11 protein-coding genes and 1 riboswitch are annotated in these 14,095 nt (G+C 56.9%); of the genes, 6 read left to right on the plus strand and 5 right to left on the minus strand.

Annotation, left to right across the window (positions count from 1 at the left end; all coding sequences use genetic code 11):
- Positions 1 to 84: 84 nt before the first annotated feature.
- The 3 genes from gldA to argE all read right to left on the minus strand — a co-directional run bounded on the left by gldA (position 85) and on the right by argE (position 5,469).
- Positions 85 to 1,188 (minus strand): bifunctional L-1,2-propanediol dehydrogenase/glycerol dehydrogenase, encoded by a 1,104-nt coding sequence (gene gldA, locus O1722_RS00550; protein WP_033487967.1) that lies wholly within the window; start codon positions 1,186 to 1,188, stop codon positions 85 to 87.
- A 206-nt stretch (positions 1,189 to 1,394) separates the two neighbouring features.
- Complete coding sequence (gene ppc / locus O1722_RS00555; RefSeq protein ID WP_032672225.1) at positions 1,395 to 4,046, minus strand: phosphoenolpyruvate carboxylase; 2,652 nt, start codon at positions 4,044 to 4,046, stop codon at positions 1,395 to 1,397.
- 271 nt (positions 4,047 to 4,317) lie between these two features.
- Positions 4,318 to 5,469 carry an acetylornithine deacetylase gene (argE, locus tag O1722_RS00560; protein WP_015569956.1) on the minus strand — a complete coding sequence of 384 codons (1,152 nt, stop codon included), beginning with the start codon at positions 5,467 to 5,469 and terminating at the stop codon, positions 4,318 to 4,320.
- 88 nt (positions 5,470 to 5,557) lie between these two features.
- Here argE and argC point away from each other — a divergent pair, with 88 nt between their 5' ends.
- The 4 genes from argC to oxyR all read left to right on the plus strand — a co-directional run bounded on the left by argC (position 5,558) and on the right by oxyR (position 10,046).
- Positions 5,558 to 6,562 (plus strand): N-acetyl-gamma-glutamyl-phosphate reductase, encoded by a 1,005-nt coding sequence (gene argC / locus O1722_RS00565; RefSeq protein WP_033487965.1) that lies wholly within the window; start codon positions 5,558 to 5,560, stop codon positions 6,560 to 6,562.
- A gap of 6 nt (positions 6,563 to 6,568) precedes the next feature.
- Entirely contained in the window at positions 6,569 to 7,345 is a 777-nt protein-coding gene (gene argB / locus O1722_RS00570; RefSeq protein ID WP_094058360.1) for an acetylglutamate kinase, read from the plus strand.
- Positions 7,346 to 7,450: 105 nt separating this feature from the next.
- The gene (gene argH / locus O1722_RS00575) at positions 7,451 to 8,824 is read left to right on the plus strand and encodes an argininosuccinate lyase (protein ID WP_032104309.1); all 1,374 of its coding nucleotides are present in this window, start codon (positions 7,451 to 7,453) and stop codon (positions 8,822 to 8,824) included.
- Positions 8,825 to 9,128: 304 nt separating this feature from the next.
- Positions 9,129 to 10,046 carry a DNA-binding transcriptional regulator OxyR gene (gene oxyR / locus O1722_RS00580; RefSeq protein WP_003862055.1) on the plus strand — a complete coding sequence of 306 codons (918 nt, stop codon included), beginning with the start codon at positions 9,129 to 9,131 and terminating at the stop codon, positions 10,044 to 10,046.
- Here oxyR and sthA read toward each other — a convergent pair.
- Positions 10,029 to 11,429, minus strand: a complete 1,401-nt coding sequence (sthA, locus tag O1722_RS00585; RefSeq protein WP_003862057.1) for a Si-specific NAD(P)(+) transhydrogenase — start codon at positions 11,427 to 11,429, stop codon at positions 10,029 to 10,031. The genes oxyR and sthA overlap by 18 nt on opposite strands.
- Positions 11,430 to 11,625: 196 nt before the next feature.
- On the opposite strand from sthA, the gene fabR reads away from it, so the two are divergent.
- Positions 11,626 to 12,264, plus strand: coding sequence for an HTH-type transcriptional repressor FabR (gene fabR, locus O1722_RS00590; protein ID WP_003862059.1), 639 nt, complete (start codon positions 11,626 to 11,628; stop codon positions 12,262 to 12,264).
- Positions 12,265 to 12,273: 9 nt separating this feature from the next.
- Entirely contained in the window at positions 12,274 to 12,633 is a 360-nt protein-coding gene (locus O1722_RS00595) for a YijD family membrane protein (protein ID WP_017383113.1), read from the plus strand.
- An 80-nt stretch (positions 12,634 to 12,713) separates the two neighbouring features.
- Here the strand turns inward: O1722_RS00595 and trmA are convergent, their stop codons facing one another.
- Positions 12,714 to 13,814 (minus strand): tRNA (uridine(54)-C5)-methyltransferase TrmA, encoded by a 1,101-nt coding sequence (trmA, locus tag O1722_RS00600; RefSeq protein ID WP_003862063.1) that lies wholly within the window; start codon positions 13,812 to 13,814, stop codon positions 12,714 to 12,716.
- 104 nt (positions 13,815 to 13,918) lie between these two features.
- Positions 13,919 to 14,094, plus strand: a riboswitch (cobalamin riboswitch).
- Position 14,095: the final 1 nt, after the last annotated feature.

Raw genomic sequence — 14,095 nt, forward strand, 5'->3', positions numbered from 1 at the left:
CCGGGTGGCGGCTACGCCTTACCCGGCCTACAAATTAAAGTGCCATGTAGGCCGGGTAAGCGCAGCGCCACCCGGCTTTTTTCGTTACTCCCACTCCTGCAAGAATCGCTGTCCGTACTGGTCCGCCACCAGCAGCGCCGCATAGACCTGATCCGGCGTTACGCCGCCAGGCATGTTGTGAATGGTTTCCCCTTCGGCACAGGACGCCTCCGCGATCAGCCGCATTTTGGCCGGAATATCCTCTTTGATATTCAGCTGCGCCAGCGTGATCGGCAGCCCAACACTGTGGCAAAGCGCGGCGACGGTCTCAATTTCTTCAACCGGCGCGTTCTCCAGTACCAGTTGCGTCAGCGTGCCGAACGCGACCTTTTCACCATGGTAGAAATGATGCGCATCCGGCACCGCCGTCATGCCGTTGTGAATGGCATGCGCCGCCGCCAGCCCGCCGCTTTCAAAGCCCACGCCGCTGAGATAGGTGTTGGTTTCGATAATGCGTTCCAGAGCCGGTGTGACCACGTGCTGTTCCGCCGCCAGCATCGCTTTCTCGCCCTCTTCAACCAGCGTGTTGTAGCACAACTCTGCCAGCGCTAACGCTGCCTGCGTGCACTTGCCGCCCGCCATGGTCGTCGCGCCGCTACGTGAGCAGGCACGCGCTTCAAACCAGGTTGCCAGGGCATCGCCAATCCCGGCGGCCAGCAGGCGCGCAGGTGCGCCCGCCACCACTTTGGTATCGACAATCACCATGTTCGGGTTGTGCGGCAGCATCAGGTAGCGATCGAACTCGCCGCTGTCGGTATAAATCACGGAAAGGGCGCTGCACGGCGCATCGGTGGAGGCAATGGTCGGGGCAATGGCCACCGGCACGTCCATAAAGTGGGCCAGCGCTTTGGCAGTATCCAGCGTTTTTCCGCCGCCGATACCCAGCACCGCCAGACAGTCAGCGCTGTCGGCCAGCTTTTTCAGGCGATCGATTTCATTTTGCGAACATTCGCCACCAAATGGTGCAATTTCGGCATGGAGTCCGGCTTTTTTAAAACTCTGGCGCAGGGTTTCTTCAGCAAGACCCAGCACAAATTTATCGCCCACCACCAGCCAGCGATTTGCCAGCGGCTTCAGGTAGTCGCCGAGGCGAGTGAGAACATCTGCGCCCTGGATGTATTTTCCCGGGGATTGAATCACACGGTCCATAACATTACTCCCTTAGTGTTTGAGGTAAATTCTGTCCTGTTCGAACTGCACTAAGAGTGACTCTACTCCCGGCGTGCCGGTCATTTGTTGCGCTACGTCTAAGGGAAACATGATTGCCTTAACGGTGGCAAAGATTGAGGGGGAGATCAGGGAAGGGGGAAGATCGAGAAGTGCCCGGCAAGCGTAGCGCTGCCGGGCACTGAGCATTAACCGGTGTTGCGCATACCTGCCGCAACGCCTGCTATCGTTACCATCAGCGCCTGTTCAACGCGCGGATCCGGCTCTTTACCTTCCTCCTCCGCCAGACGCGAACGGTGCAGCAGTTCAGCCTGTAAAACGTTCAGCGGGTCGGTGTAGATGTTACGCAGCTGGATAGACTCGGCGATCCACGGCAGGTCTTCCATCAGGTGGGAGTCATTAGCGATATCCAGCACCACTTTAATATCGCCTTCAAGCAGCTCGCGCAGCTCTTTACCCAGCGCCCACAGCTCTGGTTTCACCAGACGCTGATCGTAGTATTCCGCCAGCCACAGGTCGGCTTTCGAGAAGACCATCTCCAGCATGCCCAGACGGGTAGAGAAGAACGGCCAGTCGCGGCACATGGTTTCCAGTTCGCTCTGCTTTCCGTCTTCCACCACTTTTTGCAGCGCCGCACCGGCACCCAGCCAGGCCGGCAGCATCAGACGGTTTTGCGTCCAGGCGAAGATCCACGGAATGGCGCGCAGGGATTCAACGCCGCCGGTCGGGCGACGCTTGGCCGGGCGCGAACCCAGCGGCAGTTTACCCAGCTCCTGCTCAGGCGTTGCTGAGCGGAAGTAAGGCACAAAGTCTTTGTTTTCACGCACGTAGCCGCGATAGAGGTCGCAGGAGATGTCAGACAGCTCGTCCATGATCCGGCACCAGGACTCTTTTGGCTCCGGCGGCGGCAGCAGGTTGGCTTCCAGGATCGCACTGGTATAGAGCGACAGGCTGCTGATGGTCACTTCCGGCAGGCCGTACTTGAAGCGGATCATCTCGCCCTGCTCGGTCACGCGCAGGCCGCCTTTCAGGCTTCCTGGTGGTTGAGAGAGCAGCGCTGCGTGTGCAGGCGCACCGCCACGACCAATGGAGCCGCCGCGTCCGTGGAACAGGGTCAGTTCAATACCGGCTTTTTCGCAGGTTTTGATTAGCGCATCCTGCGCCTGATACTGCGCCCAGGAGGCTGCCATCACGCCCGCATCTTTCGCGGAGTCGGAATAGCCAATCATCACCATCTGTTTGCCCTGAATAAAGCCGCGATACCAGTCGATGTTCAGCAACTGGGTCATCACGTCGTTAGCGTTGTTCAGGTCGTCGAGGGTCTCAAACAGCGGGGCCACTGGCAGAGCATAGTCAATGCCCGCTTCTTTCAGCAGAAGGTGAACGCCCAGCACGTCGGACGGGGTCTTCGCCATGGAGATCACATAGGCGGCCACCGATCCTTTCGGCGCATCCACGATCGCTTTACAGGTGTTGAGCACTTCGCGGGTGTCGTTGCTTGGCTCCCAGTTGCGCGGCAGCAGCGGGCGCTTGGAGTTCAGCTCGCGGATCAGGAACGCCTGTTTGTCGGCTTCTGACCAGCTTTCATAGTCGCCGATGCCGAGGTAGCGGGTCAGCTCGCCCAGTGCTTCGGTATGACGGGTACTTTCCTGACGAACGTCGATACGCACCAGCGGCACGCCGAAACACTTCACGCGGCGCAGGGTGTCGAGCAGTTCGCCGTTGGCAATGATGCCCATCCCACAGGCCTGGAGCGATTTATAGCAGGCGTACAGCGGCTCCCAAAGCTGTTCGTTCTGGCTCAGCAGACCTTCCGGCTTCGGCAGGCGCTGGCCTTTCAGGCGCGCTTCCAGCCAGACCTGAGTGGCCATCAGCTGACCGCGCAGTTTTTTCATCAGGAAACGGTACGGTTCGCTGGCGCCTTCTTCACCGGCCAGCGCGCGCAGTTCCGGCGTGGCTTCCACCATCGACAGCTCGGAGATCAGCACCTGAATATCTTTCAGGAACAGGTCGGTCGCTTTCCAGCGGCTCAGCAGCAGGACGTGGCGGGTGATTTCCGCCGTTACGTTCGGGTTGCCGTCGCGGTCGCCGCCCATCCAGGAGGTGAAGCGCACCGGAACAAAATCAACCGGCAGGCGGTAGCCCAGGTTCTCTTCCAGCTGTTCGTTCAGCTCGCGCAGGTAGTTGGGGACCCCTTCCCACAGGCTGTTTTCCACCACCGCAAAGCCCCATTTGGCTTCGTCGACCGGGCTTGGGCGATGCTTACGAATTTCATCCGTGTGCCAGGACTGGGCAATTAGCTGGCGCAGACGGCGCATAAGCTGGTTACGTTCGTAGTCGGCAATGTCTTTGTTATCCAGTTGCTTCAGACAGTTGTTCACTTCCACCATTTTGTGGATCAGCGTACGACGGGTGATTTCGGTTGGGTGTGCGGTCAGCACCAGCTCCAGCGAAAGGGATTCTACCGCTTTTTTGATGGTCGCTTCGTTGAGGTCGGGCTGGTCTTTGAGTTTACGAAGGGTGCGGGCAATGACTTCCGGGTTGCTGGCCGCTTCGCCTTTTGGCGAAATGCTGTGGTATTGCTCAGCGGTGTTTGCCAGGTTCAGAAACTGGCTGAAGGCGCGGGCAACGGGCAGCAGCTCATCGTTAGAGAGGTTCTGCAAGGTGGTGAGCAGCTCCTGACGATTGGCCTCGTTACCGGCGCGGGAAGATTTGGACAGCTTGCGGATGGTTTCAACGCGGTCGAGGATGTTCTCCCCCAGTGCGTCTTTGATGGTATCTCCAAGCACTTTGCCGAGCATACTGACATTACTACGCAACGCGGAATATTGTTCGTTCATAAAAACCCAGTCACCCCATCATTTTTGTTTATGCCCATGCGAAAATCTTCTGGACATTATTTTGTCATCTCCCTTTATAAAGCCACGTAAAACCCCCGTCGTCAATTGCTGCGAAAACGGTTCAGCAAACGAATAAATGTGGGCAATTTACGAAATTTAATTCGTATTGCGTCAGATAAGAGATGCTTATGGGAATGTGACGAAGATCATGCGATTTGTTGCCCTCACCCTAACCCTCTCCCACAGGGAGAGGGGACTGTTCGGTGCGTTTTTAATGCCAGCAGAAGTGATGCACAACCTGGGTAATGAGTTCGCGAGTGGGCTTGATGAAGCGGGTTTCGAGATATTCGTCCGGCTGGTGGGCCTGGTTGATGGAGCCAGGGCCCAGAACCAGCGTCGGACACAGCGTCTGAATAAACGGCGCTTCGGTGCAGTAGTTCACCACGTCGGTTTTCTCGCCGAGCAGTTTTTCCACCACCTGAACCAGCTGATGGTCAGGCGGACATTCGTAGCCTGGAATCGGCGGATGCAGTTCGGAGACCGTCAGACGGCCCGGCCAGCGCTCGCTGACCGGTGCCAGCGCTTCGTTCAGTAAGCCATCCAGATCGCTTAGCGTCATGCCCGGCAGAGGACGGATATCCATATGCAGTTCGCAGCAGGCGCAGATACGGTTGGACGCATCACCGCCGTGCAGGCTGCCGAGGTTTAGCGTCGGATACGGCACGGTGAACGCCTCGTAGTGATAACGCTCTTTCAGATCGTCGCGCAGGGTCATGATGCGGCCAATCGCGTCATGCATCAGCTCGATGGCGTTCACGCCGCGCGCCGGATCGCTGGAGTGGCCGGACTGTCCGAGCACGCGCACCGCGGTAGAAATATGGCCTTTGTGCGCCCGAATCGGTTGCAGAGAGGTCGGTTCGCCGATGATCGCGCAGTCCGGGCGAATCGATGTGTTTTCAGAGAAATAACGTGCGCCCGCCATGCTGGTCTCTTCATCGGCGGTCGCCAGAATGTAGAGCGGCTTTTTCAGGGTTGTCACGTCCACGTCACGCAGCGCGTCGAGGATAAAGGCGAAAAAGCCTTTCATGTCGGCGGTGCCCAAACCGTAGAGTTTGTTGTCATGTTCGGTCAGCGTGAACGGATCGCGCGTCCAGCGGCCATCATCAAACGGCACGGTGTCAGTGTGGCCAGCCAGCAGCAGGCCGCCCGCGCCATGTCCGGTACTGGCGAGCAGGTTAAATTTGTGGCGTGTTCCGGGGACGGGCTGAACCTCAACGTTAAATCCAAGATCGCTAAACCAACCCGCCAGCAGATTGATTAAAGACTCATTGCTCTGATCCAGGGCTTCTTCCGTCGCGCTGATGGAGGGTGTGGCAATCAGGGCGCGGTAAATCTCGATAAATGGCGGTAAGTTCATTTTCATTGTTGACACACCTTAGGTCGTGATAGTATCAATATTCATGCAATAAATGTGAATAAAAATACATTATCGTTGAGCATAAAGGAACCCGATGTTGAATACGCTGATTGTAGGCGCTAGCGGTTATGCGGGCGCAGAGCTTGTAAGCTACGTAAATCGCCACCCTCATATGACCATAACCGCTTTGACCGTGTCAGCGCAAAGCAATGATGCCGGAAAGTTAATTTCCGATTTGCATCCACAACTTAAGGGCGTGGTTGATTTGCCTTTGCAGCCCATGTCTGACATCAGCGAGTTCACCGACGGCGTTGACGTTGTGTTTTTAGCCACGGCGCATGAAGTTAGCCACGACCTGGCACCGCAATTTTTAGCCGCCGGCTGCGTGGTCTTTGATCTCTCCGGCGCGTTTCGCGTTAACGACAGCGCGTTCTACGAAAAATATTACGGTTTCACCCATCAGCACCCGGATCTGCTCGAAAAAGCGGTGTACGGCCTGGCGGAGTGGAGCGCTGACAAACTGAAAGAAGCGGATCTGATTGCCGTGCCGGGCTGCTACCCGACGGCGGCGCAGCTTTCCCTGAAGCCGCTGATCGACGCCGGTCTGCTGGATCTGAATCAGTGGCCGGTGATCAACGCCACCAGTGGCGTGAGCGGCGCCGGGCGCAAAGCGGCGATCTCCAACAGCTTCTGCGAAGTGAGCCTTCAGCCGTATGGCGTGTTTAATCACCGCCATCACCCTGAAATCACCACCCATCTGGGCGCGGACGTGATTTTCACCCCGCACCTCGGCAGCTTCCCACGTGGGATCCTCGAAACCATTACCTGCCGCCTGAAGCCGGGTGTGACCAAAGAACAGGTGAGCGAGGTCTTCACGCAGGCGTATGCGGATAAACCGCTGGTGCGCCTGTATGACAAAGGCGTGCCGGCGTTGAAAAACGTGGTTGGCCTGCCGTTCTGCGACATCGGCTTTGCCGTGCAGGGCGAGCATCTGATTGTGGTCGCCGCAGAAGATAACTTACTCAAAGGCGCTGCCGCACAGGCAATGCAGTGTGCAAATATTCGTTTCGGCTTCCCTGAAACGCAGGCTCTTATTTAAGGTGTGATGATGAATTCATTAATTATCAAACTCGGTGGTGTACTGCTGGACAGCGAAGAAGCGCTGGAGCGCCTGTTTACCGCACTGGTGAACTATCGTGAATCACATCAACGTCCGCTGGTGATTGTGCACGGCGGCGGCTGCGTGGTGGATGAGCTGATGAAAGGGCTCAACCTGCCGGTGAAAAAGAAAAATGGCCTGCGCGTGACGCCTGCGGACCAGATTGACATCATTACCGGCGCGCTGGCGGGAACGGCGAACAAAACGCTGCTGGCGTGGGCGAAGAAACACCATATCGCCTCCGTTGGCCTCTTTCTGGGCGATGGCGATAGCGTAAAAGTGACCCAGCTCGACGAAGAGCTTGGCCATGTTGGACTGGCGCAGCCAGGTTCGCCTGAGCTGATTAACACCCTGCTGGAAGGCGGTTTCCTGCCGGTGGTGAGCTCAATCGGCGTGACCGAAGAGGGCGAACTGATGAACGTCAATGCGGACCAGGCGGCGACGGCGCTGGCGGCAACGCTGGGCGCAGACCTGATCCTGCTCTCCGACGTGAGCGGCATTCTGGACGGCAAAGGCCAGCGCATTGCGGAAATGACCGCCGCAAAAGCCGAGCAGCTGATCGATCAGGGCATTATTACCGACGGCATGATCGTTAAAGTGAACGCCGCGCTGGATGCGGCCCGCACGCTGGGCCGCCCGGTGGATATCGCCTCCTGGCGTCACGCGGAGCAACTCCCGGCGCTGTTTAACGGCACGCCGATTGGCACGCGTATTCTGGCTTAAGATTCTGTGCCGGATGGCGCTTCGCTTATCCGGCCTACGTGAATTTTGTAAGCCCGGTAAGCGCAGCGCCACCGGGCAAAAATATCATCATTAAGGAAATTCGTTATGGCACTTTGGGGTGGGCGTTTTACACAGGCAGCGGATCAGCGGTTCAAACAGTTCAACGACTCTTTGCGCTTCGACTACCGCCTGGCCGAACAGGATATTGTCGGCTCTGTGGCCTGGTCCAAAGCGCTGGTGACCGTTGGCGTGCTGACCGCAGACGAACAGCAGCAGCTGGAAGAGGCGCTGAACAACCTGCTGGAAGAGGTGCGTCTGGATCCGGAGCAAATCCTCCAGAGCGATGCCGAAGATATTCACAGCTGGGTGGAAGGCAAACTGATCGACAAAGTCGGCCAGTTGGGTAAAAAGCTCCATACCGGGCGTAGCCGTAATGACCAGGTGGCGACCGACCTGAAGCTGTGGTGCAAAGAGACCGTCGGCGAACTGCTGGCGGCGAATCGTCAGTTGCAGAGCGCGCTGGTGGACACCGCGCAGAGCAATCAGGATGCGGTGATGCCGGGTTATACCCACCTGCAACGCGCGCAGCCGGTGACGTTCGCGCACTGGTGTCTGGCCTACGTTGAGATGCTGGCGCGTGATGAGAGCCGTTTACAGGATACCTTAAAGCGTCTGGACGTCAGCCCGCTGGGCAGCGGCGCGCTGGCCGGTACGGCGTATGAAATCGACCGTGAGCAGCTGGCAGGCTGGCTGGGCTTTGCCTCCGCCACCCGCAACAGCCTGGACAGCGTCTCTGACCGTGACCACGTGCTGGAGCTGCTCTCGAATGCCTCTATCGGGATGGTGCACCTGTCGCGCTTTGCCGAAGACCTGATCTTCTTTAACTCTGGCGAAGCCGGGTTTGTGGAGCTGTCCGACCGCGTGACGTCCGGCTCCTCCCTGATGCCGCAGAAGAAAAACCCGGATGCGCTGGAGCTGATCCGCGGCAAGTGTGGCCGTGTGCAGGGCGCGCTGACCGGTATGATGATGACCCTGAAAGGGCTGCCGCTGGCATACAACAAAGACATGCAGGAAGACAAAGAGGGGCTGTTCGACGCGCTCGACACCTGGCTGGACTGTCTGCATATGGGCGCGCTGGTGCTGGACGGCATTCAGGTGAAACGTCCGCGCTGCCAGGAAGCGGCGCAGCAGGGGTATGCTAACTCTACCGAGCTGGCGGACTACCTGGTGGCGAAAGGCGTACCGTTCCGCGAGGCGCACCATATTGTGGGTGAAGCAGTGGTGGAAGCGATTCGTCAGGGTAAAGCCCTTGAAGAGCTGGCGCTTGCCGACCTGCAAAAATTCAGCGCGGTTATCGGGGATGATGTCTACCCGATTCTGGCCCTGCAATCCTGCCTGGATAAGCGTGCAGCGAAAGGTGGCGTGTCGCCGAAGCAGGTAGCGCAGGCGATTGCGGATGCGAAAAACCGGTTGGTTTGAATAGTGCGGGCTGGTGCCCTCACCCCGGCTCTCTCCCACAGGGAGAGGGAGAAAAACGGAGCCTGGCTTAGTGCTGGGCTTTTTTTACGCAAAAAAAAGCGGACCACGGGGTCCGCAAAAGTTCACGTTGGCTTTAGTTTTTCGAGTTTTGAGAGAAACTCGCTGACGGTGCGGGGACGTCAAGGGTCAAACACGTGCCGCCTCGTCTATGTGATGTATTATTCAACAGAATGCTTGATAGGGATAATCGTTCGTTGCTATGCTATCTATCGCCATGAACTATCGTGGCGACGGAGGATGAATAATGAATATTCGTGATCTTGAATACCTGGTAGCGTTAGCTGAGCATCGCCATTTTCGCCGCGCGGCAGACTCCTGCCACGTCAGCCAGCCAACGCTGAGCGGTCAGATCCGCAAGCTGGAAGATGAGCTGGGCGTGATGCTGCTGGAGCGCACCAGTCGTAAGGTACTGTTCACGCAGGCAGGTCTGCTTCTGGTGGATCAGGCGCGCACCGTACTGCGCGAGGTCAAAGTGCTCAAGGAAATGGCAAGCCAGCAGGGGGAAGCGATGTCCGGCCCGCTGCATATTGGCCTGATCCCAACCGTTGGCCCGTACCTGTTGCCGCAAATCATTCCGATGCTGCACCAGACGTTCCCGAAACTCGAAATGTACCTGCATGAAGCGCAAACCCATCAGCTGTTGGCGCAGTTAGACAGCGGCAAGCTCGACTGCGCGATCCTGGCGCTGGTCAAAGAGAGTGAAGCGTTTATTGAAGTACCGCTGTTCGATGAGCCGATGATGCTGGCGATCTATGAAGATCACCCGTGGGCGAACCGCGATCGCGTGCCGATGGCCGATCTGGCCGGTGAAAAACTGCTGATGCTGGAAGATGGCCACTGTCTGCGCGATCAGGCGATGGGCTTCTGCTTCGAAGCGGGTGCCGATGAAGATACCCATTTCCGCGCAACCAGCCTGGAAACGCTGCGTAATATGGTGGCGGCGGGAAGCGGTATTACGCTGCTGCCGGCGCTGGCGGTGCCGCACGAGCGTAAACGTGATGGCGTGGTCTATCTGCCCTGTATTAAGCCGGAGCCGCGTCGCACCATTGGTCTGGTTTATCGTCCGGGGTCACCGCTGCGCAGCCGCTATGAGCAGCTGGCAGAGGCCATCCGGGGTGCGATGGATGGCCATTTCGACAGCGCGTTAAAACAGGCGGTTTAAGCCGTTCAGCGCAGCTACCCGATAAGCTTCCGCCATGGTCGGGTAGTTAAAGGTGGTGTTAACGAAGTACTCAATGGTGTTGCCACCACCTTTTTGCTCCATGATCGCCTGGCCGATATGAATGATTTCCGCCGCGCGTTCACCGAAGCAGTGAATACCGAGGATCTCTTTCGTCTCGCGATGGAACAGGATCTTCAGCGTACCCACGCTCATTCCCACGATTTGCGCCCGCGCCAGATGTTTAAACTGGGCACGACCCACCTCGTAAGGCACCTTCATGGCCGTCAGCTGCTGCTCGGTTTTGCCGACAGAACTGATTTCCGGAATGGTGTAGATGCCCGTCGGGATATCTTCAATCAGATGCGCCGTCGCTTCACCTTTCACCAGCGCCTGTGCGGCGATGCGGCCCTGATCGTACGCGGCGGAGGCCAGGCTTGGGTAACCAATCACGTCGCCCACCGCGTAAACGTGCGGCAGCGCAGTCTGATACATGCTGTTGACCTTGAGCTGACCGCGGCTGTCGGTTTCAAGCCCGATATTCTCCAGCTGCAATGAATCCGTGTTGCCGGTACGGCCGTTGGCGTACAGCAGGCAGTCCGCCTTCAGCTTCTTACCGGATTTCAGGTGCATGATCACACCGTCGTCGCAGCCTTCGATTTTCTCGTACTCTTCGTTGTGGCGAATCACCACGCCGCTGTTCCAGAAGTGGTAGGAGAGGGAATCTGACATCTCCTGATCGAGGAACGCCAGCAGCCGGTCGCGGGTGTTGATCAGATCAACTTTGACCTCCATTCCCCGGAAAATCGACGCATATTCGCAGCCAATCACGCCCGCGCCGTAGATGATCACATGGCGTGGCTCGTGGTGCAGGCTGAGGATGGAGTCGCTGTCGTAAATGCGCGGGTGCGAGAAATCCACATCTGCCGGATGGTAAGGACGGGAGCCGCAGGCGATCACAAATTTTTCAGCGGTGAGCGTCTCAACCGAACCGTCGTGGCACTCCAGCGCCAGGGTGTGTTCATCCACAAAATGCGCGTTCCCTTGCAGAATTTCACAGTGGTTGCGCTCATAGAAACCCTGACGCATGCGCGTCTGCTGGTTAATGACCGTGTCTGCGTGATTCAGGATATCGGCAAAGGAGGAGCGAAGAAGTCGGGAGTGGTCGCTGTAAAGAGGGTTCTGGTTAAATTCGATAATGCGGCTAACGGCGTGGCGGAGGGCTTTCGAAGGGATGGTGCCCCAGTGGGTGCAACCGCCGCCGACGTTATGGTAGCGCTCAATAACCGCTACTCTGGCTCCCTGTTTTACCAGACCCATAGCAGCACCTTCGCCGCCGGGGCCGGAACCAATAACTATTGCGTCGTAATCGTAGGAATGTGGCATGGCAAGGCTTACCTGTTCTTATACATAAAAGCAACAGAATCATAACATCATTGCCAGGGTAACCCAATTATCGTTGTGCTTTTTTCGGGCAGTGGAGCACAAACCGCCCGTAAACAATCATTCACAAAGCCAGGTAAACAGATTAATTTTATTCTCTGGTATAGTGCCAACGGGCCTTTGGAAGGATTCAACTATCGTGATGGGCGTAAGAGCACAACAAAAAGAGAAAACCCGGCGTTCGCTGGTGGAAGCCGCATTCAGTCAACTGAGTGCTGAGCGGAGTTTTGCCAGTTTGAGCCTGCGTGAAGTGGCGCGCGAGGCCGGGATTGCGCCAACGTCCTTCTATCGTCATTTCCGTGATGTGGATGAACTGGGCTTGACCATGGTCGACGAGAGCGGTTTGATGCTGCGCCAGCTTATGCGTCAGGCGCGTCAGCGTATCGCCAAAGGCGGCAGCGTGATCCGCACCTCCGTGTCGACATTTATGGAATTTATCGGCAATAACCCTAACGCGTTTCGCCTGCTGTTGCGTGAGCGTTCCGGAACGTCAGCCGCGTTTCGTGCCGCCGTCGCGCGTGAAATTCAGCATTTCATCGCGGAACTTGCCGACTATCTTGAACTCGAAAACCATATGCCGCGTGCGTTTACTGAAGCACAGGCCGAGGCGATGGTGACGATTGTTTTCAGCGCGGGTGCCGAAGCGCTGGATGTCAGCATTGAACAACGTAAGCAACTCGAAGAGCGACTGGTATTGCAGCTGCGGATGATTTCTAAAGGTGCGTACTACTGGTATCGCCGTGAACAAGAGAAGTTGGCACATCAAAACGATGAGTGAAGGTGAGTAATGAAACAGTCAGGTCAGGATAAAGGAACGCTGTTGCTGGCATTGATCGCTGGCTTATCCATCAATGGTACGTTTGCGGCGGTTTTTAGCTCAATTGTACCGTTCTCGATTTTCCCGATTATCGCGCTGGTGCTGACGGTGTACTGCCTGCATCAACGTTATCTGAACCGCACCATGCCGGTTGGGTTACCGGGACTGGCCGCAGCCTGTTTTATTCTGGGTGTACTGTTGTACAGCACCGTGGTGCGCGCAGAGTATCCGGATATTGGCTCTAACTTCCTGCCTGCGGTACTGTCTGTGGCGCTGGTGTTCTGGATTGGCTCGCGCATGCGTAGCCGCAAGAGCCAGTTACCGGAGTAATGAATTATTTGTAGGGCAGGTAAGCGAAGCGCCATCTGCCAAAAAATGCCGGATGGCGCTACGCTTATCCGGCCTACAGATCACCGTGCGGTAAGTAAAACGCCGCACTCCATATGGTGCGTATACGGGAACTGATCGAACAGCGCCAGACGTTCAACCTTGTGCGTCTGGCTTAATGTTTCCAGATTCTTGCACAGCGTCTCCGGGTTACAGGAGATGTACAAAATACGCGGGTACGCCTGCACCATCTTCTCGGTTTCGCTGTCCAGGCCACTGCGCGGCGGATCGACAAAAATTGTCTCACACTGGTAGCTCTTCAAATCAATCCCTTGCAGGCGGTTAAACTCGCGTACGCCGTTCATCGCCTGGGTAAATTCTTCTGCCGCCATACGAATAATTTGTACGTTATCAATATGGTTAGCGGCGATGTTGTACTGCGCGGCGGCCACCGACGGTTTGGCGATTTCCGTCGCCAGCACGCGCTCGAAATTACGCGCCAGCGCCAGCGAGAAGTTGCCGTTACCGCAGTAGAGCTCCAGCAGATCGCCCTTAGACCCTTCTGTCGCCTTCAGCGCCCATTCAAGCATCTGCACGTTCATGGCGGCGTTCGGCTGGGTGAAGCTGTTCTCTACCTGACGGTAAACCATCTCTTTACCTGCTACCGGCAGACGCTCGTCGATGTAATCCTGGTCCAGCATGATTTTGGTTTTGGTCGCGCGGCCAATCAGGTGCACGTTGATGTTCTGCGCGCGCAGCGCATCGCGCAGGGCTTCTGCCTGCTCGCGCCACTCGTCGGTCAGCGCTTTGTGATAGAGCAGAGAAACAATGGCCTGATTGCTCTGAGTGGTCAGGTAGTCAATCTGGAACAGCTTGTTGCGCAGCACCGGATTATTGCGTACACCGTCGATCATTAGCGTCATCAGCTGGTTGATGAGCTCACTCGCCGCCGGAAAACTGTCTACGCGAATGCGGGATTTCGTCTGCTGATCGAAAATGATGTGGTACAGGTCATCGCCATCGTGCCAGATGCGGAACTCAGCGCGCATACGGTAGTGGCTGACCGGAGAACGAAACACCTCGGGAACCGGCGCGTTGAAAGGCGTCATCATACTTTGCAGGCGGACAACTTTTTCTGCCAGCTGTGCGTCGTACTGTTCTGTCGGGAGGTGTTCGGGGGTCATGATGCGTCCTGAGTGATAAAGAATTACGCGGGGATTGTAGGGATTGTGCAGTGGATGTCCAGATTTAATGGCTAATAGCTATCTGGACATCTATACGTGTCTAATTGTAGCATTCTGTTTCCGGTCTCCTGAGAGTGAAAAGGGAATCCAGTGCAAATCTGGAGCTGACGCGCAGCGGTAAAGACTGGCGGGATGAGAGTTGTAGACACTGTGAAAATGGGAAGTCTTCATCCGTATAACGCCACCCAGCCCGAAGACCTGCCGGGATCACGTCGCATTTG

It is taken from the genome of Enterobacter cloacae complex sp. HYC003_NIDB (genome assembly GCF_056673375.1).